General features: G+C 72.3%; 14 protein-coding genes. 7 read left to right on the top strand and 7 right to left on the bottom strand.

The features are described 5' to 3' along the window. The 3 genes from L0965_RS07660 to L0965_RS07650 are packed head-to-tail and all read left to right on the top strand — an operon-like array spanning position 1 to position 6,678. Positions 1-1,242 carry a glycosyltransferase gene (locus L0965_RS07660; RefSeq protein WP_101306988.1) on the top strand — a complete coding sequence of 414 codons (1,242 nt, stop codon included), beginning with the start codon at positions 1-3 and terminating at the stop codon, positions 1,240-1,242. Continuing rightward, positions 1,239-1,913, top strand: coding sequence for a hypothetical protein (locus L0965_RS07655; RefSeq protein ID WP_157831650.1), 675 nt, complete (start codon positions 1,239-1,241; stop codon positions 1,911-1,913). Before L0965_RS07660 ends, L0965_RS07655 begins: the two co-directional genes overlap by 4 nt. Positions 1,914-1,965: 52 nt before the next feature. Beyond that, on the top strand, positions 1,966-6,678 hold the full coding sequence (locus tag L0965_RS07650) for a LamG domain-containing protein (protein WP_101306990.1): 4,713 nt from the start codon (positions 1,966-1,968) through the stop codon (positions 6,676-6,678). A 112-nt stretch (positions 6,679-6,790) separates the two neighbouring features. Here L0965_RS07650 and L0965_RS07645 read toward each other — a convergent pair whose 3' ends face one another. The 7 genes from L0965_RS07645 to L0965_RS07615 form a co-directional block, all read right to left on the bottom strand. Further along, entirely contained in the window at positions 6,791-9,394 is a 2,604-nt protein-coding gene (locus tag L0965_RS07645) for a right-handed parallel beta-helix repeat-containing protein (protein WP_157831651.1), read from the bottom strand. Positions 9,395-9,525: 131 nt separating this feature from the next. Continuing rightward, positions 9,526-10,239: a CDP-alcohol phosphatidyltransferase family protein gene (locus L0965_RS07640; RefSeq protein WP_157831652.1), complete on the bottom strand. Its 714-nt coding sequence runs from the start codon at positions 10,237-10,239 to the stop codon at positions 9,526-9,528. Further along, entirely contained in the window at positions 10,236-15,326 is a 5,091-nt protein-coding gene (locus tag L0965_RS07635) for a PKD domain-containing protein (RefSeq protein ID WP_198553646.1), read from the bottom strand. The genes L0965_RS07640 and L0965_RS07635 overlap by 4 nt, the downstream gene beginning before the upstream one ends. 75 nt (positions 15,327-15,401) lie before the next feature. Further along, a complete protein-coding gene (locus L0965_RS07630; RefSeq protein ID WP_101306995.1) occupies positions 15,402-16,037 on the bottom strand; it encodes a hypothetical protein in 636 nt (211 codons plus the stop codon). A gap of 64 nt (positions 16,038-16,101) precedes the next feature. Continuing rightward, positions 16,102-17,385: an O-antigen ligase family protein gene (locus L0965_RS07625; RefSeq protein ID WP_157831653.1), complete on the bottom strand. Its 1,284-nt coding sequence runs from the start codon at positions 17,383-17,385 to the stop codon at positions 16,102-16,104. Between the two features lie 10 nt (positions 17,386-17,395). Beyond that, the gene (locus L0965_RS07620) at positions 17,396-18,727 is read right to left on the bottom strand and encodes a YveK family protein (RefSeq protein ID WP_157831654.1); all 1,332 of its coding nucleotides are present in this window, start codon (positions 18,725-18,727) and stop codon (positions 17,396-17,398) included. Between the two features lie 145 nt (positions 18,728-18,872). Then, positions 18,873-20,084 (bottom strand): hypothetical protein, encoded by a 1,212-nt coding sequence (locus L0965_RS07615; RefSeq protein WP_157831655.1) that lies wholly within the window; start codon positions 20,082-20,084, stop codon positions 18,873-18,875. A 192-nt stretch (positions 20,085-20,276) separates the two neighbouring features. On the opposite strand from L0965_RS07615, the gene L0965_RS07610 reads away from it, so the two are divergent. The 4 genes from L0965_RS07610 (at position 20,277) to L0965_RS07595 (ending at position 23,518) form a co-directional block, all read left to right on the top strand. After that, positions 20,277-20,735, top strand: coding sequence for an adenylyltransferase/cytidyltransferase family protein (locus tag L0965_RS07610; RefSeq protein ID WP_101306998.1), 459 nt, complete (start codon positions 20,277-20,279; stop codon positions 20,733-20,735). A 128-nt stretch (positions 20,736-20,863) separates the two neighbouring features. Then, the gene (locus L0965_RS07605) at positions 20,864-22,015 is read left to right on the top strand and encodes a polysaccharide deacetylase family protein (RefSeq protein WP_101306999.1); all 1,152 of its coding nucleotides are present in this window, start codon (positions 20,864-20,866) and stop codon (positions 22,013-22,015) included. A gap of 112 nt (positions 22,016-22,127) precedes the next feature. After that, positions 22,128-23,261: a glycosyltransferase family 2 protein gene (locus L0965_RS07600; protein ID WP_101307000.1), complete on the top strand. Its 1,134-nt coding sequence runs from the start codon at positions 22,128-22,130 to the stop codon at positions 23,259-23,261. After that, entirely contained in the window at positions 23,258-23,518 is a 261-nt protein-coding gene (locus tag L0965_RS07595) for a glutaredoxin family protein (RefSeq protein ID WP_060961124.1), read from the top strand. Before L0965_RS07600 ends, L0965_RS07595 begins: the two co-directional genes overlap by 4 nt. Positions 23,519-23,611: the final 93 nt, after the last annotated feature.

Raw genomic sequence — 23,611 nt, 5'->3', positions numbered from 1 at the left:
ATGTCCGCCGCCGATCGCGCTCGCACCGTCCTCGTCGCCAACCCGTCCGCCGATCTGTACGGGTCGGACCGGATGATGCTCGAAGGGGTCCGCGGCCTCGTCGAGCTCGGGTGGCGCGTGGTCGTGACGAGCTCGGACGACGGCCCGCTCATCCCGCTCCTTCGCGCCGCCGGGGCCGACGTCCGCTTCCTCGATGCGCCCGTCATCCGCAAGAGCGCCCTGCGTCCGCGCGGTCTCGTGCGACTGCTTGGCGACGTCGTGGCGCACGGGCCGAGGATGCGGCGCCTCATCGCCGACGTCGGCGCCGATGTGGTGCTGGTGAACACCGTGACCATCCCGTTCTGGATCCTCGCCGCCCGCCGCGCGGGCGTGCCGAGCGTCGTCCACGTGCACGAAGCCGAGTCGACGCTTCCCGCCGCCGCGCGGGCGATCCTCACCCGCCCCCTGCGGTGGGCGTCGGGCGTGATCTTCAACTCTCAGACCAGTCGGCGCGTCGCCGGCTCGGCGTGGCTGGAGCGCCGCGATCGCGCGCGCGTCGTTCCCAACGGCGTCGCCGGACCGTCGGCACCGACCCCCGCCCGGATCCGCCTCGACGCACCGCTGCGCATCGTCTACGTCGGGCGGCTCTCGCCGCGCAAGGGCGTCGACCTCGTCGTCGACGCGGTGGCGCGGCTGCAGGGGCTCGGGCTGGCGGCCGAGCTGGAGATCGTCGGCGACGTCTTCCCGGGCTACGAGTGGTACGAGCAGAGCCTGCGCGACCGCGTCTCCGAGCTCGCCATCGGCGAGCGGGTGCGATTCGCCGGCTTCCAGCGCTCGGTGTGGGACCGCCTCTCCGCCGCCGATGTCGCCGTCGTCCCGTCGCGCGGCGCGGAGTCGTTCGGCAACGTGCTCATCGAGGCCGCGCTGTGCGCCCGCCCCGTCGTGGCGGCCGACCACACCGGCCTGCGGGAGGCGTCCGCGGACCTCGCCTCGGCGCTCCTGGTGGCCACGAACGACGTCGACGCCCTCGCGGCGGGACTGCGGCGCGTGCACGACGAATGGGATGCGATGCGGGAGGGCGCCTGGGGGGATGCCGAGCGCGTCCGGCTGCGCCACTCCCCCGATCGGTACCACCGCGCGCTGTCCGCGGCGCTTCTCGAACGCCTGGGCGAGGAGACGGGATCGGCCGCTGCGCCGGCGCACGCACCCTCCCCGCAGGCCGGATCACGACGGCCGCGACTCACGGAGGAGCTGACACCATGACCACCGAGAGATCTGCGTCCGGGGCGCTGTCCCGCGGCATCGGCGCGACGCTGCTGGCGCTGATCGTCGCCGCCGGGGCGACGGGCTGCGCGGCCTCGTCCCGCGGCGATGCGGCATCCCCGCCCGCGGCGACGCCGGCCGCGGCGACGCCCACGACGACGCCCGGAACGGCCGCGACCGCATCGCCCGCCCCCGCGGCGCCGACGGCAGCCGCGGATGCGCCCGTCCCGAAAGCCGGCCGCGACGGCGCCCCCGCCGCTCCCGCGATCAGCGCGGCGGTCGCCTCGCCGGCCGAACAGGTGACGTACGGCGACGGCGTCGTGCTGAGGATCTCGTCCGTGACGTACGGGTCCGAGACCGCACAGGGACCGGGCGCCGCGACGGGCCGCGAGTTCGCGCGCATCTCGCTCGAGCTGACCAACGGGTCGGACGGCGAGATCGACGTGTCGTCCACCGTGGTCACGGTGCTCGACTCTTCCGGAGCCCGCCTCGTTCCCGTGTACACGACGGAGTCCGGCGCACGCGACTTCGCCGGCACGGTCGGGCCCGCAGCGATCACGACCGCCGTGTACGCCGTCGCGGCACCGGCCGATCACTCCACGCCGCTCACGATCGTCGTCGACTTCGACGCCGTCCACACCTCCGCGGTCTTCCGCGGGGCTCTCAGCTGATGTCCGTCCGTCCCGCCTGCCACGGCGTCCCGCACTCCGTCCGAGGAACATCATGATCCGCACCACTTCGCGCCGACCGCGGCTGGCCCGCCTGCTCGCCCCCGTCATCGCCCTGGCGACGATCGTCGCCGGAGCCGTCGTCGTCACCGCCGCGCCCGCCTACGCGGACGCGGCGCCTGCGGCGCCCGAGACCGCGACCGTCGACCTCCTGCCCACCTGGCAGATCAACGGCGTCGTCTGGAGTCAGGCCGTCGCCGGCAACACCGTGTACGTCACCGGCAGCTTCACCAAGGCCCGGCCCCCCGGGGTGGCCGCGGGAGGGGCGGGAGAGATCGACGCGAACAACGTGTTCGCCTTCGACATCACGACGGGCAACCCGGCCCCGAACTTCTCGCATTCCTTCGACGCGCAGGGGCTGGTCGTCCGGGCCGCGCCCGACGGCAAGACGGTCTACTTCGGCGGCGACTTCACGACCGTCGACGGGCAGGCACGGGCGCACGTGGCCGCCTTCGACGTCGCGACGGGAGCGCTCACCGGCTGGGCGCCCCGCACGGACGGGCAGGTGCGCGGCTTCGCCGTGATCGGCGACACCGTGTACGCCGGCGGCAACTTCCGTTCCAGCAATGGTCAGCCGCGCACCGAGCTCGCCGCCTGGAACGCGACGACGGCGGCGCTCACGCCGTGGGCGCCGACCGCCGCCGGCAACGGGTTCGTCTGGGACATGCTGACGAGCCCCGACAACTCCCGCATCATCGTCGCCGGATCGTTCACCCTCCTCAACGGCGCCGCCGCGTTCGGCATGGGAGCCCTGGATGCCGCGACGGGCGCGGCCCTGCCGTGGGCGGCGGTCGACCGCATCCGCACCGCGGGGCTGAACGGTGCGATCTCCAGCCTCAGCACCGACGGCACGCAGGTCTACGGCACGGGCTACGCCTTCGGTGCCGGCGCCTCGTTCGAGGGCACCTTCGCCGCCGATCCCTACACGGGCGCCCTGAACTGGGTGAACGACTGCCTCGGCGACACCTACTCGAGCTTCCCGCAGGGGGGCGTGCTGTACGCCGTCGGTCACCGTCACGACTGCAGCGTCGTCGGCGGGTTCCCCGACACCAACCCTCGGTCGCGGTGGATGAAGGCGACCGCCGAACCGACCTCGCCGACCGGTGTCATCACGCGCAAGGACGCCTACGGGTGGGACTTCACGGGTCTGCCGTACGCCGGCCTGCTCAACTGGTACCCCGACCTGGAGTTCGGCTCCTACACCTCCGCCCGCCAAGCGGCCTGGAGCGTGACGGGCAACAGCGACTACGTGGTGCTCGCCGGCGAGTTCCCGAAGGTGGGCAGCACGGCCCAGCAGGGACTCGCCCGGTTCGGCAAGCGCACGGTGTCGCCGCACCTGAGCGGGCCCATCTACACCTCCGCGATGACACCGGCGCCGTACTCGAACGAGCGCGGCACGGTACGCGTGCCCTTCGCGAGCGCCTGGGACCGCGACGGCGCCCCCATCACCTACGACGTCTTCCGCAGCCCGGCCACGAAGATCGCGACCTTCACCCGCACGGACAGCCGGTTCTGGTCGTTGCCGAGCCTCAGCATCACCGACACCGGACAGACGCCCGGCGCCCAGGTGCGCTACCAGGTGCGCGCGAAGGATGCCGACGGCAACGTGCAATGGAGCGCCTGGTCGCCCTGGACCACCGTCTCCGATGCGGCGACATCCGCCTATCGTTCGGCCGTGCGCAGCAGCGGCGCCTCGCACTACTGGCGTCTGGGCGAGGGCTCCGGCACGCGCCTGTACGACGACATCGGCGACATGCCCGGAACCACGACGAGCCTCACCCTCGGCACGCCGGGCGCGCTCGCTGGCGACACCGACACCGCCGTGACGTCGACCGGCGGCAGCACGCCCCGGATGACGACACAGGACGTCGTCCCCAGCGATGCCGCGGTCACCGTCGAAGCCTGGGTGAACACGACCAGCACCCGGGGTGGACGCATCGTCGGCTTCGGCGACTCCGCCACGGGCACGTCGTCGTCCGGCGGCACCGACCGCGTGCTGTACCTCGATGCCTCCGGGCGTGCGAACTTCGCGATCAACGACGGCAGTTACCGCACGATCTTCAGCCGCGCCGGGGTGAACGACGGCCAGTGGCACCACATCGTGGGCACGGTCGACGGCTCCGGCATGCAGCTGTACGTCGACGGCATCCGCGCGGGCAGGTCGCAGGCCGCGACCTCACCGAAGAGCTACGCGGGCTACTGGCGCATCGGCGCCGACCAGACCGGCGGCTTCACCAACCGTCCGAACGACGCCGGCCTCGCCGGCAGCATCGACGACGTGGCCGTCTACCCGAAGGCCCTGCCGCAGAGCGACGTCCAGGCGCACTACCTCGCCAGCGGACGTTCCGCGAGCTGGAGCGCCGTCGCGACCGACGCCTACGGGGCGACGGTGTCGACCGACCGTCCCGACCTGTACTGGCGGCTCGATGAGCCCGCCGGCAGCACCACCCTGACGGATGCCGCCGCGGGCGGACCCACGGGCGCACTGGCCGGAGCGGTCACCCGCTCGGTGGCCGGCATCACGGGTTCCGGGACGGCCACCACCTTCAACGGGACCAATGCGGTCGGCGTCGCCCAGGAGGCGTGGGACTCGCCGCTGGCCTACAGCGCAGAGCTGTGGTTCAAGACGACGAGCACCAAGGGCGGCAAGCTGATCGGGTTCGGCAACACGTCCTCCGGTCTGAGCAGCAGCTACGACCGTCACGTCGTGATGCAGTCGAACGGACGGGTCAACTTCGGCACGTACAACGGGACGCAGAACACGATCACCAGCACCGGCGCCTACAACGACGGCCAGTGGCACCACCTCGTCGCCTCGCAGGGCGCCAGCGGGATGAAGCTGTGGATCGACACGCAGCTCGTCGCGAGCTCGCCCGTGGCCACCGGCCAGGCCTACCGCGGATTCTGGCGGATCGGCGGGGACAAGACGTGGGGGAACACCTCCAGCAACTACATCGCCGCGACCCTCGACGAGGTCGCCGTCTACCCCGGCGTCCTCAGTGAGGACCGCGTGCGCGCGCACTACGCCGCCGCCGGACGAGTGCCGAGCGAGCGCGCGCCGGTCGCCGCCTTCACGCTGTCGTCGACATATCTCGGCATCGGCGTGGATGCCTCCGCCACGACGGATGCCGACGGCAACCTCGCCACCTACGCGTGGAACTTCGGCGACGGGACGTCGGCGGCCGGCCCGACGGCGACCCACACCTATGCCGCGGCCGGGACATACACGGTGACGCTGACGGCGACCGACGCGACCCTGCTGACCGGAGCACTGTCGAAGACGGTGACCGTCGCGCCGAACCAGGCGCCCACGGCATCCTTCACGCCGACGATGGACCACCTCGCCCTGACGGCCGATGCGAGCGCATCCCGCGACACGGACGGCAGCGTCTCCTCCTACGCGTGGGACTTCGGCGACGGGTCCACCGCCACCGGGGCGACGGCGGCGCACACGTACGCCGCGCCCGGGGACTACACGGTGCGCCTCACCGTCACCGACAACGACGGGCTCACCGGGACGACGACCCGCACGGTCACCGCCAGCGCCCGTCCGAACCAGGCGCCGGTCGCCGCGTTCACCTCGACGACCGACTTCCTCGCGCTCACGGTGGACGCCACGGCCTCGTCCGATGCCGACGGCACGGTCGCCTCCTCTGCCTGGGACTTCGGCGACGGGACGACCGGCGCGGGACCGACCGCGACGCACACGTACGCCTCGGCCGGGACCTTCACGGTCGCGCTGACCGTCACCGACGACGCCGGCGCGACGGCCACGACCTCCCGCGCCGTCACGGTCGTGGCCAACCGTGCGCCGACCGCCGCGTTCACCACCACGGTCGCCGATCTGCGGGTGACCGCGGACGGCAGCGGCTCGGCCGACCCCGACGGGACGGTCGCCTCGTACGCCTGGGACTTCGGCGACGGGACCACCGGCTCGGGAGCGACCGCGACGCACGACTATGCGAGTGCCGGCACGTACACCGTCACCCTCACGGTCGCGGACGACCGCGGCATCACCGCGACGCAGAGCGCAGCGGTGACCGTCACCGCTGCGCGCGTGTGGGCGCGCGACGACTTCGAACGCACCGCGACCGGCGGGTGGGGTGCGGCCGATGTCGGCGGGACGTGGGCGATCACGCCGGGAACCACGACCGCGACCTCGAAGTTCTCCGTCGCCGGCGGGGTCGGCAAGGTCACTCTGTCGCCCGGCAACTCCTACACCGCCGCGCTGACGTCGGCGGCACCGTCGACGGACACCGAAGAGCGGTTCACGGTGTCGTTCAACCAGCCCGCGACCGGAGGCGGCTCCTACTTCTCGGCCATCGGACGCCAGGTCGACGCCGCGAACGACTACCGCGCCAAGGTGCGCGTGGCCTCCACCGGCGCCGTCGCGGTGTGGCTGACCCGCACGGTCGGCGGAACGGAGACGGTGCTCACCAGCCTCACGATCCCGAACACGACGGTGACGGCGGGCGACGCGCTCAGCATCCGCTTCCAGGTGACCGGTGTCAACGCCACGACCCTGAAGGCCAAGGTCTGGCGCACCGCGTCGCCGGAGCCCGCCGCGTGGACGCTCACGTCCACCGACGCGACGGCCGTGCTGCAGGCACCCGGCGTCGTCGGGATCAACAGCTACCTGTCCGCGAGCGCGACGGCGGCGCCGGTGGTCTACTCCTACGACAGTCTGTGGGCCGGCCCGGCGAAGTAGCAGGACCCGGGCGCGCACCCCGCCGCCCCGCACCCCGCCGCCCGTCATTGCGTCGCGGCTGCGGGGTGCCGCGGCCGCGTGCCGGCGGCGCCGGCCCGGGCGCGGTCGCCGATCAGGGCATCCGCGCCCCGACACCGTTCGGGGCGCCCGTCCACAGCGCGGCCGCACGCGCGGGTCGCGCCTGCGCGAGGCCGTTCACCGGCACGTCGCCGAGCAGGGCGCCGTTCGCCGCGGTCACGGGACGGCCGTCGATCGCGAGCGAATGGAGATCCTGTCCGGTGGCCACGCGGTACGCGTCCAGCGAGGTGAACACGAACGGATTCACGTTCGCCGCGCCGCGGGACCACACGACGAGCCACGCGGGCTGCGGGGCGCCGGCCGGTGAGGCCGTGTTCCGCTGGAACACGTTGCCGTCCGAGCGGATGTTCAGGTCGCTTGCGGCGTACCGGTGCGAGTAGTCCTCGACGCACAACGTGCACGTGCCGGAGCTGCCGGCGATCACGTTGTTGCCGATCGAGATGTCACGGATCAGCCAGGGCATCGTGGGGTCCGGGAAAGGGCGTCGCGGGTCGTGGCCCGGCACCGCCGGGTCGGCGGCGTCACGCGGATCCTGCACGATGTTGACGGTGCGGTTGCCGCCGACGATCGTGTTGTTCCAGATCAGGACGTCCCCGGTGTTGTTGATCTTCAGCCCGTTGCCGCCGTTTCCGACCACGAGGTCATCCACGACGTCCACCTTCTGGGTGAGCTCGATGAACGCGCCGTGACCGAGGTTGCCGACGAGGTCGCTGGAGGCCACCGTCAGGTCGTAGACCGACTGATCGGTCCAGATCCCCGGACCGTCGTTGCGCAGGAACGCGGAGTCGGTGATGTCGACACCGCGCGACTTCGCGATCTTGATCCCGCCCGACACGGGGGCCTGGTTGAAGTGCTCGGCGTTGTTCTCGACGGCGAGTACGTCATCGACGCGCAGGCGGTCGGCGAGGTTCGCTCCGATCCCCATGAGGCCGTTTCGCGCCACCGTCACGCCGTGCAGGGTGGCATCGCTCGCCCCCACGAACACGCCCGTGGTCGCGTTGTCGTACACGACGACGTTGTCGAGAACAGCCCGCGGCGCCTCGATCGTGACCGTGCCCATCATCCAGACCGAGGTGGCGTAGCGCCGGATGCCGATGTCGCGCACGACCGTGCCCTCGCCTCGCACCGACAGCGCCTTGGCCAGCACCGACGCGCGCACCTGATGCCCGTCCGGTGCGGATCCGATGTAGAGACGGCGCGCGGCGGCATCCACGTAGAACGTGCCCGGCGCGAGCGCCGCACGGCTGCCGACCTGCGCGAGGGCGGCACCGTCGATCCAGACCTGGTCGGGATGCGCGGCGAGCGGATGCGCGGAGTTGAGCCATTGCCAGCCGCTCGCGGTGCCGTCGGCGGCGCCGCGGGTGAAGGTCGGGCTCGAGTCGAAGTCGGAGGTCCAGCCGTCCACGTACCAGGCGCCGTCGGCGTTCTTCCACCCCGTGACGAGGCGCGATCCATCGAGCCACACCTGCTCTCCCGGCGCGGACTGGATCGTCACGCCCTTTCCGGCCGGGACCGTGACGCTCTCGTTGTAGGTGCCGCCGCGCACGACGATCACGGCACCGGCCGCCGCCCGGTCGACGGCGCTCTGCACGGTCGAGAGGGGCGCCGCCGCCGTGCCCGCACCGCCCGCGCGAGCGCGTGAGTCGACGAAGATCGCGCCGGCGGGCGCGGGCGGCGCGACGGTGCCGAGGGGGGCGGCCCCACGGACGCGGCGCGTGCCGGAGACGTCCCAGACCGGTGCGCCATCCGTCGTCGCGGGGACGGCGGCGGGCGGCGCGCTCGTCGGCGTCGGGGCGGGAGTCGGCGTCGGCGTGGCGGTCGGGGTCTGGGTCGGCGTGGCGGTCGGGGTCGGCGCCGCGGTGGGGGTCGCGGGAGCGCTGGGCGTCGCGGCGGCTGCGGTCGTCGTCACGCGGTAGTCGTCGAAGACGATCGCCTGCGCGGGGGAGCTGCTGGAGAGGTAGGCTCCGACGCCCACGCCACCCGCGCCCGCCTGGCGCGACGAGCTCGCGTCGATCGCCGACACCCGCGCGACGACGCCGGCGACGCTCACGCTGGCGTCGATCGCGACCGCCGCAGTTCCGCGCACACTGGTCTGCACGGTGAGCGGTGAGCCCGCGCTGACGCGAGGGACCTGCGTCGTGCGGGCGAGCACCGTCTGCGTGCGGCCGTTCACCCGCAGCACCTCCAGCAGCGCCGCACCCTTCGCATCTACGACGACCTGCACGTGATACCGCCCGGCGGCGGTCGTGCGCGACTGCAGATTGAGATAGACGCCGCGGCCGAAGGCGGGCAGCTGCGGCACGGTGAAGACGACCGACTGCGACACGTCCTCCGCCGACACGACGGCCGGCGATGCGGTCACCGACGTCCCCGGTACGCGCAGCGTGGCCTGGGCGGTCCCGCCCGAGACGGCGAACGCGCGCGGGTCGGAGAGCCGGTACGCGCCGCCGACCGGAGCGTCGCCCAGCCCTGCCGAGACCCGACGATCCATCGTGTCGGACACGACGAGCGTCGGGCCGGATGCCGCGGCGGGCTGCGACGCGGATGCCGCCGCGGGGACGGCCCCGAAGAGGATCGCGCTCGCGGCGACGATCGCCGTCAGCGCGCGGAGGGAGACGGCTGTCGCCGAAGAACGCATGAGGAGTCTCTTTCTCCCCAAGAGTCCGCCCGCGGCAGAAAACACCGGCGGGTCACACCGACCCTAACAACCCGCGGTGGACGGACCACGCACTATGAGACTCTTCTCACGCCGCCCCGCCGGTCGCGGGCTCACCCGAGCCGTCCCATGCGTCGGAACCACACCGGCAGCGCGGCCACCAGATAGAGCACGGCGGCGATCGCGAGCAGCGAGTACACGACGGCGAAGACCGGCGGCATCCCCCACAGCACGAACGAGAGGCACCACACGCCGTAGTCGACGGGGAGTCCGAGAACGGATCGCAGCGGCGACGAGCCGCCCGCCTCCGCCGCTTGCGGCACGCCCGACCGTGCGCGCAGCAGGTCGTTCAGGATCATGGCGAAGAAGGTCACCGTCGCCACGATCGCGAACCCGAGCGGGACCAGCGTCCACGCGAGCGGCAGGCCGAAGAAGCGGAACGCGCCGATCGCCACCGCGATGTGGAGCGAGACGAGCTTCGCGGCATCCACGACGTGGTCGAGCCATTCCCCGGCGAGCGATCCTCCACCCCGGAGGCGCGCGACCTGCCCGTCGGCGCTGTCCCACGCATACCCCGCGGCCAGCAGCAGCCAGACGCCGATGCCGAGGGCCGTCGACGGCGGGACCAGCGCCAGCAGCGCCACGCCCGTGAAGGTGAGGACCGCGCTGACCGCCGTCACCTGGTTCGGCGACAGCCCCCACGTGTACGCCCCGGCGGCGATCACCCGCCCGACGGGGCGGTTGACGTACAGCGAGTAGGCGGGCGCGCCCCGCCCCCGCCCCTTCTGCGCGGAGCCGAGCAGGGCGTAGGCGTGGGCGATCGTCACGGGGTCACGGCTTTCGCCTGGAAGTCGTCGAACCGCACCGCAGACGGGAGGGCCGTGAAGCCCGTGCCCGCGTACGTCGTGAAGCCGGGGAAGCCGGCCGTCTGCAGCGCGGCCGTCGTGTCGGTCGTGCTCAGCTGCCACGCCGCCGGCTCGGCCGTCCCGGCCGGCCAGATCTTGCTGCGCAGCGCCGTGGTGCCGGTGCCGTCGACCTGCACCCGGACGCTGTAGACCGTGCCGGCGCTCACGGTGAAGCCCGGGAGATCCAGCGACGCCAGCACGGTGCCGCCGCGCGCGAGCTGCGCCTGCACGGCGCCGCCGGGCGCGATCACCCACCGGGCCCGGTAGTCGTCGGAACCCACGACCCGGCCGAGCGCCGAGACGTACATCCGGGCGCCCGTCGGGAGGGCGGAGAGCGAGAAGCCGAACGTCAGATCCGTGCTCGTCGAGGTGGCCGCGTTGAGCGTGGCGGAACGGGTCTGCCCGGCGGCCTGCGTCGTCAGCTTCGCCGCGCCGGCGTCGATCGCGACGTTGGCCGTCCCGGAGGTCTGTGTCCAGGTCCCCCCGGTGGTCGCCGCCCCGAGGACCGTCCCCGACGTGCGTTCGAAGGCATCCACCGCGAACGGGGCCGCGGCGGGCGCGGTCACGGTCACCGGGTTGGTCGTGGTGCCGGTGGCGCCCTTGTCGTCGGTCACCGTCAGCTTCACCGTGTACGTCCCGGCCGCCGCGTAGGCGTGCGACGCGGTCGCCCCCGTGCCGGTCGCCCCGTCACCGAAGTCCCAGGCGAACGCCGTCACCGTGCCATCCGGATCGGACGAGCCCGAACCGTCCACCGCCACCGACAGCCCCGACGGCGTCGAGGTGAACACCGCCGTCGGCGCCTGGTTCACCGGAGCCGCACCCGCGGACGATCCGGCCCAGAAGTTGTCGAAGCGCGTCTCGAAGGGCACGGTGGTCACGCCGCCGCCGAGGTAGACGCCGAGCCCGACGGCCCCCGGCGCCTGCAGGGCGGCGGTGGCGTCGGTCGCCGTCGCCGTCCAGGCGGTCGGCTCGGCCGTGCCGACCTTCCAGACCTTCACCCGCAGCGTCGTGGGCGAGGTGCCCACCGCCTCGGTCCGCACGTGCAGGGTGTCGCCGGCGGCGACGGTGAGAGCGGTGCCCACGTTCGCCAGGGTCACGCCCGTCTGCTGCAACTGCACGGTGAGGCCGCCCGACGGGGCGACGACGAGCCGCGCCTTGTACTCCGCGATGCCCACGCGCCGCGAGTGCACCGTCACGTACGCGCTGCCGCCGACGGGACGCTGCGGAAGCGTCACGTCCACGTCGACCGCGGTGTCGGTGGACGACACCCCCGTCAGGTACGCGTAGCGCTGCGACGTTGCGGACGGCTGGATGAAGACGGCCTTCGTGCCGTCGACGCGATAGTTGGATGCCGTGTTGGACAGCGTCCACGCACCGCCGTTGTCGGCGGTGCCGAGCCCCGCCGCCACGGCCCGGTTGAACGAGTCGTTCGCATAGGTCGCCCCGACGACCGGAGCGGTCACCGTCACCGGGATCGCCTGCGTGGCCGTCGCCCCGTCGTCGTCGGTGACGGTGAGCGTGATCGTGTAGGAGCCCGCCGTCGTGTAGGCGTGGGTCGCCGTGACGCCGCTGCCCGCCGGGGAACCGTCGCCCCAGTTCCAGGCGTACCCCGTGACATGCCCGTCGCCGTCGGTCGATCCGCCCGCGTCCACGGCGACCGTGAGGTCGGTGGCGGTCGAGGTGAACGACGCCGACGGCGCCTGGTTGGCCACCGCGACGACGGGCGCGGACGACGTCGCCGTCGCCCCCTTGTCGTCGGTGACGGTCAGGGTCACCGTGTAGGTGCCCGCCGCCGCATAGGTGTGCGTCGCCGTCGCACCGGCACCGTCGGGCGTCCCGTCGCCCCACGACCAGCTGTACCCGGCGACCGTGCCGTCGGCATCCGTCGAGCCGCTCCCGTCGACGGCGACCGCGAGCTTGGTGACGCTCGACGTGAACGAGGCGGTGGGCGGGAGATTGGCGGCCGCTCCCGTCGCGCCCAGCGCGTGATGCTGGGCGACGTCGCTCGCCGCGAGCGGGGCCGCGTAGACGGCGACCTCGTCGATGCGGCCGTCGAACTCCCAGTCGCCCGGGCCCCACGTCACGTCGCCGCCGACGTGCCAGTAGCCGGTGTAGTCCTGCGCGTTCGACTGGGTGTTCGACCCCTTCAGCACGCCGTCGACGTAGAGCCGCATGCCCTCGCTCCCCTGGGTCGCCACGACGTGGTGCCACGCACCGTCGTTGTACCCGGGCCCCGACTGCAGCGTCTCGGCGAACCCGACCCACACGCCGTAGACGAGGGTGCCGTCCGGCGTCATGTAGACGTGCCGGTCGTAGTTGTTCGAGTTGCCGTCCGGGCTGTTGCCGAACCCGATGATCTTGCCGCCGGTGGTCGTCGACGTCTGGAACCACGCCTCCAGGGAGTACGACCTCGGATTGGAGAACGTGTTCTTGCTGATGACCTGACCGCCGGCGAAGGTCGCGGCGGTGTCGGCGACCCCGGCGAGCGCCCCGCCCGCGCCCGGCGCGACCGCGCCGATGTAGGTGCCGGGCTGGCCGAAGCCGGAGGAGTCGGCGGCGACCGGTCCGTTCTGTTCACCCAGACGCCAGTAGAGCGAGGGCTCGAGCGCGTACACGGCGGCGCCGTAGGCGTCGCTCGGCGCGGTCGCCGCGGTCAGCGTGCGCCCCGATGCGACGTAGTGCGCGGCGACCTGCTGGCGCGTCAGCGGCGCCCCGTAGATCGCGACGTCGTCGATCGCCCCCGCGAAGAAGGCGTTGCCCGACCACGGGCTGTCGCCGCCGACGCGCCAGTAGCCGTTGTACGGCTGCGCGGACGTGACATCCGTGCGCATGGCCACGCGCACACCGTCGACGTACAGGACCATGCCCGACGCGCCCATGCCCGCGGAGATCTGATGCCATTGCCCGTCGTTGTAGGTCTTCGACGACGTGATCGTCTGCGCCGAGCCCGGGTAGACGCCGAAGGTGATGCGCCCGTCCGGCTCCATGTACACGTGGCGGTCGTAGTTGCTCGAGGTGCCCGTGGAGCTGTTGCCGAACCCGACGATCTTCCCGCCGGCCGTCGTGGTCGTCTTGATCCACGCTTCGATGCCGAACGAGTCGGGACCGGCGATCGGCTGCGTCGTCGAGGCGAACCCCGCCGCGCTGCCGTCGAAGGTCGACGAGGGTCGCGCGTCGTTGAGCATGGCGCCGGCGGTGCCGCGTGCGACGCCGCTGTTGACGCTCAGGTCGGCCGCGCCCGCCCAGTCGTAGGAGACGGTCGTCGAGTCGTCGTCGAGAGGCCAGTAGTCCAGCGGCGCGTCCGCGAGGACGGCATCCCTGTAGGCGCTCGCGGTCGAGGTCCCGCTCGCGGTGACCGTCGCGGTGCCCCCGAGGATCGCGTGCCCCTGCGGATCGGTCGCGCGCACACGGTAGGTGTAGGTCGTTCCCGACGTCACGGCGTTGTCGATGTAGGCCATCGCGGGGAGGCCCCAGTCGGGCGACTTGGAGCGCACGTTCTCGAACGTCTTGACGACGACGTTGTTGCGGAGCACCTCGTAGGTGAGGAACTCGCTGTCGCGGTCGTAGTTGAGCGGCCAGCTCACGCGCACGGATCCGCCCGACAGCGAGATCGCAGTCGCCGGCCACGCCGTGTTCCACAGGAGCGGCCCCTGCGCGTTGGTCGACTTCCCGCCGACCGCGAAGCGCACGAGGCCCTGTTGGCCGGTGTTGTTCACGCGGGTGAACTCGCCGCCGTAGACGAGGTACTGTCCGTTGCCGTTGACGGTCCACGGTCCCTGCGATGCGCCGCTGACCGAGCCCGTGTTGAAGCTCGGGAACCAGTGGAGCAGTCGCGGCGCCGGGTTGCCGCCGAAGTCGTAGTAGCCGTTGTTGAGCCCGGCGGGCGTGATGCGGGCGGGCTCGTTGGTCACGGCGATGCCGCGGTAGAACGTCCACGGGTCGCTCTGCGGGAAACCGTCCTCGAGGCTGCCGCAGTAGTGGGAGTGGCCCGCCGCGTAGACGACGTCGCCCATCGGCTGGACGTCGTACTCGTCGCCGTGGCAGTCGTTGACCCACACGAGGCTTCCCGTCGCCCACGACGAGCGGAAGCTGCCTTCGAGGTTCCCCCCGCTGCCGTACACGTAGCCCGTGCCGTAGAACGACCCGGCGCCGTCGGACTTGAGCGACAAGATCGAGGCGTCCAGCCCGGCGTTGCGGATCACGTCGTTCGTCTGGAAGGGAAGCAGCGAGGCGTCGGCGGCGCTGACCATCGCGAGGCCGTAGCCCGGATTGCTGCTCCCGTTGAGCGTCTGGAAGTTGCCGCCGAGCACGACCTTGCCGCCGTCGGGCGAGACGACGACGACGCGGCCCTGGCGCCCCTCGAGCACCGGGGCCCACGGCAGCAGCGCGCCGGCGCGGGTGACCGCCGCCGCACCGGCGCGGTCGTTGCCGGAGATGCGGCCGAAGGTGCCGGTGAGATAGACCGTGTCGTTCGTCGCGGCGACGCCCGAGGTGACGCCGTTGGAGTTCGGGTTGAAGCTCGAGAGCGTCCCGCTCGGGAGGTCGAAGGCCGCCACGCGGTTGCGCGTCTGCCCGTTGACGGTGGTGAAGTCGCCGACGATGTACAGGCGCGTGCCGTCGGGCGAGGCCTCGACCTGACGCACCTGCGCGTTGATCGACGGCGCGAACGAGGCGATCAGGACGCCGGTCGTGATGTCGTAGGCGAGCAGGTTGCTGCGGGGCGTCTCGTTCGTGCCCGCCGCCGCGCCGGCCGGGCGCGCGGACGTGAACTTGCCGGCCGCGTAGACGACGTTGCCGACGACCGCCTGATCCCAGACGATGCCGTTGATCTGCACCGTCGGGAGCGCGTCGGCGGTCACGGTCGACGGCGTCCCCGTCGGCGGGCTGACGTCGGCGTGCGCCGGAGCGACGGCGACGAAGCCGCTGATGACGACGGCGAGCGCCGTCACGAAAACCGCCGCGATGTTCCGCGTCCGCTGTACGCCGACGCCGGCACGAATACGCACCATGACTCCCCCAGTCATCCCCCGCGACCGGATCCCCATCCGTTGATGCCGCGAAGGCGATAGTCCCCCCAGCGCCCGCTACGGCCTGGGGCCGACGAAGACGATGTCTGGCGCAGACGCCAGCAGGTCGACGGTAACACGGATGTCCCCCTCCGCCGCAAGGGGTGCGACGAACGTGAAGTCCGCCGTGGCCTCGGCTCCCGGGGCGATGGATGCCGGGAAGGTGCGCGCGGTCTTGTCCGTGACGGCGATCGCCGGCGTCCTGTCGTCGCCGCCGTAGCTGAGGGTGACGCTGGATCCTGCGGTGTCGATCGGCGTCGTCCCGCCGTTCGCGATGCGCACCGACACCGTGATGGCATCCCCGCTCGGCTCGCCCGGGACGTCGCCGGTGAACGAGCCCGCGGTGAGACCGACCACCTCCACGACGGCGCCGGCCACGGGCGGGGCGGCCTGATCGAGCGGCACCTCCGTCGAGGAGGGCGGCTTGGCGACGTCGGCGGTCGCGCCGGGGCTCGGCGTCTCGAAGGCCGTCGGCTGCGGCGTGGGCGTGGCCCACGACGGCGACGGCGACGCGGCGGCCGCGGCATCCCCCGCCGGGCCCTGGCTCACCACCGCCCACACGATCCCGCCGACGAGAAGCGTCGCGACGAGCGCGAACACCAGCCACGGCGCCTGCGTGCGCGCACGCCCGATCCCACCCCTGTGATCCGTCATACGGAAAGCACCCCCCACGTGCTCACGCACCGTGTCGGGGCCCCAGTTCCCCGGATGCGTTCCCTCAGCGTACGCCGACGACGCCCGCCTGGCGAGGGTGAATCCGCGGCCGGTCGTCCGGCGGCGGGCGATCCCCGTGCCGGGAGCGACGTGTGAGCACCGCCGAGAGCGTGACGAACAGCACGAAGGGCATGGCGCTGTCGACCATGCCGCTCTCCGTGAAGGTGCGGATGACGAACATCGTCAGCAGCGGCAGCACGAGACCCCGGCGCGAGCCCGCCGTCACGGCGGTGACCAGACACCACGCCACGAGGAGGCCGACGAGCACGACGCCGACGAGGCCGGCCTGCGCGAGCAGCGACACCCAGCTGCTGTCGAGCACCTGCGAGGAGCGCCACTTCTCCTGGACCGCGACCTCCTTGACCGACAGCCCCACTCCCAGCCAGCGCTCCCACGACGTCCAGTCCCAGCCCAGCACCACCTGCCATCCCGTGAGGCGCGAGTCCAGCGCGGTGCTCTCGGCCGACGTGCCGCCGCGACTGGCGAGGCCGTCGACGACGCCGGTGAACACCACGACCGCGTAGACGAGCGGCACGAACGCGAGCAGCGCGTAGAGCACGCCGCGTCGGCGGACGCCGTTGGTGATCAGCGCCACGATCGCGCCCGCCAGCGTCCCGACGAGCGCGATGCGCGAGCCGGTCGCGACGACGATGGCGAACAGCACGACGATGCCCGCGACGGGCCCGGCCCGCACACCCCGACGCAGCACGAGGATGACGAGGGCGATCAGCGGCAGCGCCGCCAGCCCAGCGAGCTCGTTCGGATGGATCTCGGGGATGCCGCCGCCCAGACGTCCCCCGGCGAGGGTGCGCGCACCGGTCGCCGCGGCGACGATCGCCACGAGGGACATCGCCGTCAGCAGCGCGGCCACCGCCCGATCCCACGGCGCGTTGGTCAGCAGCAGCAGCAGGGTCGCCATGACGATGAACACCCGCGTCACCAGCACCGCGGTGGCCGTGCCGTTGCCGGCGACCACGCCGCCGAGGAGGCTGACGGCCAACGTGAGGGCGAGGACGGCCGCGGGGCCGAGCCCGACGGGAATGCGGTGCCGCGTGTACAGCGTCAGCGCCGCGGCGCCGCCGAGGGCGACGAGGGCGATCGCCGCCTTCGCGAGGACCACCGGGTCCACCCCTCCGGCATAGAAGGCCTGGGGCCGCCACGGGATCACGCTGACGATCACCAGCAGGAACAGGGCCGTGAGCACGGCGAAGCGCCGACGGGTGGGATGCGCCGCGTCGGCGTGCGCCGCGACGCGGACGGGCATCCTCGATCGCACGACCGTCGACATCAGCGGAGCCTCAGCGCGGCGTCGGCGCAGGCTGCGGGTCGTCGCCGCCCCGCCAGGTCTCGGTGACGACACCCGTGGAGTGCGCCGGGGCGCCGGTGAGGAGGACCCCCAGCGGGTGCACGTCGGCGAAGGAGAGCTTGGTGACCAGGGCCGTCAGGGCGGATGCCGACGTCGACCCGCTCCGCACGGCGATGACCACGCCGGTGCCGTCGCGGACGAGCTCGCGGGCGACCGCGGTCGCCCCGGCATCCGCGATCGCGACGGCCGCGTCGATGTGCTCCGCGAGGGCCGCCCAGAGTAGCGGCATCCGCTCCTGGAGCACGGCCGTGGAGGGAGGCACGGCATCGGCGAAGCGCCGACCCGCCACCTCCGCGGCGAACTCGAGGTCCGCGGGCCACGACGCCTCCCCGACGAGGTCCAGGAGCGCGGCGAGCGATGCCGGCTCGTCGCTCGGATCGGAGTCGGCACGGGTGTCGACGATCGTCGCAGTGCGCCCCGCCGCGGCGAAGGCGGCGGCCAGGCCGTCCTTCTCGGCGTCGGCGATCGCGTCGTCGGACGCCGTCAGCACGAGCACGGCCGACACCTGCGGGCCGCCCAGCACGCCGAGGTTCGCGATCGTCTCGTCCCAGGCGGACTCCTGATCGAGGCTCCCGCCGCGCCGCCACCGCCGACGCCGCGGGATGCGCCCGACGACCCGCAGCCCGGCCAGGCGACGGACGTCGGAGATCGTGATGACGGTGCGGTTGGTCACGGTGCGGTAGACCGCGACGATGCCGCCGACCGCGATGCCGAGGATGAGGCCGAGCCCGGTGATCGCCAGCACCTGCGGCGAGACCGGCGCGAGCGGCTCGACCGCCGGCAGCACGACCGTGAGGTTGACCTGGTAGCGATCGTCCGCGTCGGAGTTCTCCGTCGACTCGATGAGGCGCGACAGATGCGACGCCGCCGCGTTGGCGATCGCCGCGCTGAGCGGCGCCGTCGGGGCGTCGGCCCGCACGACGAGCAGCACGGTGTCGGTGGTGTTCTCGGCGGAGACCATCCTCCGCAGGTCACGATCGCTGTACTCGTCCGGCGACAGTCCCAGGTCGGTGCGGATGCCGCTGATCACCTGCGGACTGTCGACGAGCTCCGGATACGACCGGATCCGCGCCAGGCTGAACTGGTTGCGCTCGAACAGCGACGCTTCCTTCGAGTCGACCTGCAGCATCATCGTCGACGTGGACGCGTAGGTCTCCGGCAGCAGCTTCGCGACACCGTAGGCCGCGCCCGCGCCGAGCAGCGCCATGATCAGGACCAGCAGCCATCCTTCACGCAGGATCCGTCCATACGGAACGTCGTCCATGCTCCCCACCCCCCCAAGATGAGCCCGACCGCCGGACGTACCCCTGTCATCGTCCGAGCGTCTTCGTGCTGGGCCGAACCTACCACCAGAGTGCTCGACGCGCCTCTGCTCACAGGTGGTTGGGAGAGACGGCCCCGGGGACGGCTCAGGCCGGGGGAGGATCGGCATCCGGTCGCGCCGAGGCCGCGATCGCGCGGAGGGCGAGTCCGCCGAGCAGGGATGCCGCGGCGAGCGCGAACGGCACGAGCGCGGCGCCGCCTCCGGCCAGCAGCACGACCGCCGTGAGCACGAGGGCCAGCACCGTGTCGGCCAGGCGGATCAGGAACACGGCCCGCTGGCGCCCGCCGACGGCGCTCAGCGCCCCGTAGGGGGTCACCATCGCGACCGACAGGCCGTAGACGAGCCATCCGACGAGCGTCACCGGATCGAACGCGACTCCGAAGGCGAGCGGACCCAGCCAGGGGGCGAGGGCGAGGGCGACGCCGCTCATCGCCGTCGTCCCGACGACGAGCACGACGACGACGCGGTCGGCCTCGCGGAGCGATCCGGCGCCGCCCGCGCGCCGCCGGTCGGCGAAGCGCACGAACAGGAACGACGAGAGGCCGCCGACCACGAGCAGGAGCGGCGACGCGTAGGTGCGCGCCGCTTCGAGCAGACCGACCGCTGCCGCCCCGGAGACCGCGAGCACGGCGAGGCGGACGACCGTGAGCATCGCCGGTCTCAGCGTCTGCTGCAGTCCGCGCCAGGCCCCGTATCCCCACACGGACGCCAGATCCGCACCGCGCCATCCGACCAGCACGCGCTCGGCGCGCGGCAGCAGCCGCCAGCCCACCAGCGCGCCGACGCTCTGCCCCGCCGCGATCGCGCCGAGGAAGGCCGCCAGCGAAAGCCCGCCGAGCGCGGCCGCACCGCCGAGGAAAGCCGCACTGACCGCGAAACCCGTGAGGTCGGCGGCCACGACACGGGTGAACCCGTACCCGGCCATGAGGAGCCGGCGCACGATCTCCTCCACCACGAACGCGGCCAGCGCGAGCGCGAACAGCAGCGCCTCCAGGGGGCTCGCGAACCCGGTGAGCGCCGCGACGGCGCCCGCGAGCAGGGCGGTCGCGCCGGCGGCCACGGCGAGCCAGACCTCCAGCCCCGCCCGGATGCGACGGGACGCGCGATCGAGCACGACGAGGGCGTCGCCGACGAGGCCCGTGACGATGCCCGAGGCCAGCACGACGACACCGTAGAGGATCGCGAAGCGCCCGTAGTCCGCGATGCCGAGGAGGCGGGCGACGAGGATCTGCAGCGCGAGGCTGACCGCCGCCTGCGCCGCCTGCGCCGCGATCGCCCCCACCGCCTGCCGCTTCACGCCGTCCCCTTCCCCCTCGCCCATCATGCCCGAGTCGGGCCGCGCGCCGAGGGGCCGCCTGCGCCCGCACTGTCGTCGACGACCCGGGTGCGGTAATGTGCAGCCGTGGGCCGGGGGGCCCGCATCGAGCCGGGGGGCTCGGACCGGGCCGGGGGGCCCGGGATTTCACGTCAGCAGCTGGGGGGGCTCGCTATGGCTGTGTCGATCGGATACGCCGCGGGGGCGTTCGATCTGTTCCACATCGGACACCTGAACATCCTTCGACATGCGAAGGAGCAGTGCGATCTGCTCATCGCCGGGGTGGTCAGCGACGAGATGCTCCGGCTGGTGAAGGGGGTCGAGCCCTTCGTCCCGACGATCGAGCGCGCGCAGATCGTCCGGGACATCAGGTACGTCGACCACGTCCACATCGAGACGGTGCCCGACAAGCTCGAGGTCTGGCGGGAGGTGGGCTTCACCCACTTCTTCAAGGGCGACGACTGGCGCGGCACCGAGAAGGGCCTCCGCCTCGAGCGCGACTTCGCCGCCGTCGGCGTGCAGGTCGTGTACTTCCCGTACACGGCGCACACGTCGAGCACGCAGCTGCGGCGCGCGCTGGAGGCGGCGAGCGCGGCCGGCGAGGACCGGCCGAGCGCGCGCGAGACCGCCTGACGACGCCACGACGGATGTCGCCGCCGCGCCGTCCCGGCCGAGGTCAGGCGCGCGCCGACGAGAGGAGGAGCGGGCCGACCGTAGGATGATCCCGGGCGCGGGGTGCGCCCTCGTCTTGGGGGTCATACATGGGCGGTCTGCAGACCAGTCGTGGCGTTCTCGGCCGGGCGCTCGCCGCCGGCCTCATCGTCGGGGCCGTCGCGGCGGCACTGTCCGGCTGCGCATCCGAGCCGACGGACGGTTCCACGCCGGATGCCGGGGCCTCGGCATCCGTCGCCTCGCCGACGCCGACGCCGACGCCGCTCACGGCGTCCGAGCAGCTCCTCGCCGCCCACCCCGACGTCGTGGGCGCCTGCGCCGTCAGCTTCCGCGTCGACGGCGTCACCCTCGATCCACAGCTGCAGGTGCAGGACCGCCTGTACGACCATCTCCCGATCCCCCGCGCCGACGGACGCGTCTTCGCGGGGTGGTATGCCGATGCGGCGACGGCGGCCGCGGCATCCGCCGACCCCGCCGCGCACGCCGGAGACCCCGCCACGAGGATCAACGGATCCGACCTCGTCTCGTGCACGGAGCGCCAGACGACGCTCTACGGAGCCTGGACGAACGCCGACGCGGTCACCGCCGCGAAGGCGCGGGTGCCGATCCTCATGTACCACCAGTTCACGACCAAGCCCGGCGGCGAAGAGGGCTGGCTGCGCGGCAACTACGCGTACATCGAGGACTACCGCGCGCAGATGCAGTACATCAAGGACCAGGCGTTCTACCTGCCCACCTGGGACGAGCTGAGCGCTTTCATCGACGGAGCGCTGTACCTCCCCGATCACTCGGTCATCATCACCGACGACGACGCCGACCCGTCGTGGTTGACCATGGCCTCGCCGATCAACGAGCAGCTGCAGCTCATGGCGACCTCCTTCGTGATCACCGGCTCGGGCGTGCCCGCGCAGAACCGTTTCATCCTGCCGCGCTCGCACACCAACGACATGCACAAGGCGGGCGCGAACGGAAAGGGGGAGATGGTCAACCTCTCCGCTGCGCAGATCGCGGCCGACATGACGGCGTCGGCGACGGCGCTCGGGGGCGTCGCCGAGGTCATGGCCTATCCGTACGGTCACAACAACGACACCGCCAAGGAGGGCCTCCGCGAAGCCGGCTTCGAGATGGCGAGGACCATCGAGCAGGGCTACGTGTCGGTCGGCACGGAGAAGCTCGCGCTGCCCTGCATCCGCATCAACTACGGGATGGGCGTGCCCGATCTGAAGAAGCAGATCGGCTGATCACCGGCGCCGCAGGACCTTGCGGAACTGACAGAGCACGCACAGCACTTGCCCAACTCCGCGTCGATAGGCTGGGACGGTTCTGTCCCTGACCGATCGCGAGCGCATGCCCATGGATCTTTCCGTCATCGTTCCCACCTTCAATGAGGGGGAGAACGTCGCCGAGCTGGTCCGACGCATCGGCGCGGCGCTGGGGGACGTCGACTTCGAGATCGTGTTCGTCGACGACTCGACCGACGACACGCCCGCCACGATCGCAGCGGTCGCCCGGGCCACCGACTTCCCCGTCCGTGTCATCCACCGCGACGCGCCCGAGGGCGGTCTGAGCGGCGCCGTGCTCGAGGGCTTCCGCAGCGCGCAGGCGCGCTGGTGCCTCGTGATGGACGGCGACCTGCAGCATCCGCCGGAGGACATCCCCCGCATGCTCGACCGCGCCGCGCTCGGCGACGTGGACATCGTTGTCGCCTCGCGCTACGTCGCCGGCGGCACCGCCGGCGGGCTCGCCGGAGCGACGCGCACCGCGGTCTCGCGCACCTCCACCCTTCTGACGAAGGCCATGTTCCCGCGGAAGCTGCACGGCTGCACCGACCCGATGACCGGGTTCTTCCTCGTCGACCGCGACACCGTCGACCTCGACGACCTGCGCCCGCGCGGCTTCAAGATCCTGCTCGAGATCCTCGCGCGCCGTCAGATGCGCATCGGCGAGATCCCGTTCGCCTTCGCCACCCGCTTCGCCGGCGAGTCGAAGGCGACGTTCTCGCAGGGCATGCGGTTCCTGACCCAGCTGGCGATGCTCCGCTTCGGCCGTATGTCGGCGTTCGCCCTCGTCGGCGGCGTCGGGGCGATCGCGAACCTCGTCATCATGTGGGGTCTCATCCACCTCGGCATGAACTACCTCACCGCCGCGATCATCGCGAGCGAGGTGACGATCATCGGCAACTTCCTGCTGCTCGAATACCTCGTCTTCGCCGACATGCGCTCCGAGTCCGGCCAGATGTGGGTGCGTTTCCTGAAGTCGTTCGCGTTCAACAACGTCGAAGCCGTCGTCCGCATCCCGATCATCCCGCTGCTCGTGCAGGGCGCCCACATCCCGAGCGTCCTGGCCGCGGCGATCACGCTCGCGGCGGCGTTCGTGGTGCGATTCGTCTACCACGCACTGTGGGTGTACGCCCCGAAGAAAACGTCCACGTCCCGTGTGGCGACCCGGGCCGTCAGCCGCGCCGCCGAGCGTACGCTGGAATCATGACCTCCGAGAACACCCCGATCACGATGTTCGGCGCCGACTGGTGCCGCGACTGCATCCGCACCAAGAAGCAGCTCGACGAGCTGGGTGTGGAGTACACCTATGTGGACCTCGTCGCCGACCCCGCCGCCGCCGACGTGGCCCGCGAGATCTCGGGTCGCACGAACATCCCCGTCGTCGTCTACCCCGACGCCTCCCACCACGTCGAGCCGACCAACGCCGACGTCGAGGCGAAGCTGCGCGAGCTCTCGCTGATCTGAGCGCGCGCCCGGGACCGGGCCGCGAGCCGCCGGAACGGCATCGAGTGGCAATGACCCTGGGACTGCGTCTCGCTCCGACGTAAGCTGGAGGCC

It is taken from the genome of Microbacterium sp. NFH-22A-Y, from assembly GCF_021401375.1.
Taxonomy (GTDB): Bacteria; Actinomycetota; Actinomycetes; order Actinomycetales; family Microbacteriaceae; genus Microbacterium; species Microbacterium hominis.
Note: the sequence above shows the minus strand (reverse complement) of the source record. Positions and strands in the feature narration are given on the sequence as shown.

Bases quoted from the DNA above. Each gene is read 5' to 3' on its own strand.
- L0965_RS07660 (WP_101306988.1), top strand. From the start codon at position 1: ATGTCCGCCGCCGATCGCGCTCGCACCGTCCTCGTCGCCAACCCGTCC.
- L0965_RS07655 (WP_157831650.1), top strand. From the start codon at position 1,239: ATGACCACCGAGAGATCTGCGTCCGGGGCGCTGTCCCGCGGCATCGGC.
- L0965_RS07650 (WP_101306990.1), top strand. From the start codon at position 1,966: ATGATCCGCACCACTTCGCGCCGACCGCGGCTGGCCCGCCTGCTCGCC.
- L0965_RS07645 (WP_157831651.1), bottom strand. From the start codon at position 9,394: ATGCGTTCTTCGGCGACAGCCGTCTCCCTCCGCGCGCTGACGGCGATC.
- L0965_RS07635 (WP_198553646.1), bottom strand. From the start codon at position 15,326: ATGGTGCGTATTCGTGCCGGCGTCGGCGTACAGCGGACGCGGAACATC.
- L0965_RS07630 (WP_101306995.1), bottom strand. From the start codon at position 16,037: ATGACGGATCACAGGGGTGGGATCGGGCGTGCGCGCACGCAGGCGCCG.
- L0965_RS07625 (WP_157831653.1), bottom strand. From the start codon at position 17,385: ATGTCGACGGTCGTGCGATCGAGGATGCCCGTCCGCGTCGCGGCGCAC.
- L0965_RS07620 (WP_157831654.1), bottom strand. From the start codon at position 18,727: ATGGACGACGTTCCGTATGGACGGATCCTGCGTGAAGGATGGCTGCTG.
- L0965_RS07610 (WP_101306998.1), top strand. From the start codon at position 20,277: ATGGCTGTGTCGATCGGATACGCCGCGGGGGCGTTCGATCTGTTCCAC.
- L0965_RS07605 (WP_101306999.1), top strand. From the start codon at position 20,864: ATGGGCGGTCTGCAGACCAGTCGTGGCGTTCTCGGCCGGGCGCTCGCC.
- L0965_RS07600 (WP_101307000.1), top strand. From the start codon at position 22,128: ATGGATCTTTCCGTCATCGTTCCCACCTTCAATGAGGGGGAGAACGTC.
- L0965_RS07595 (WP_060961124.1), top strand. From the start codon at position 23,258: ATGACCTCCGAGAACACCCCGATCACGATGTTCGGCGCCGACTGGTGC.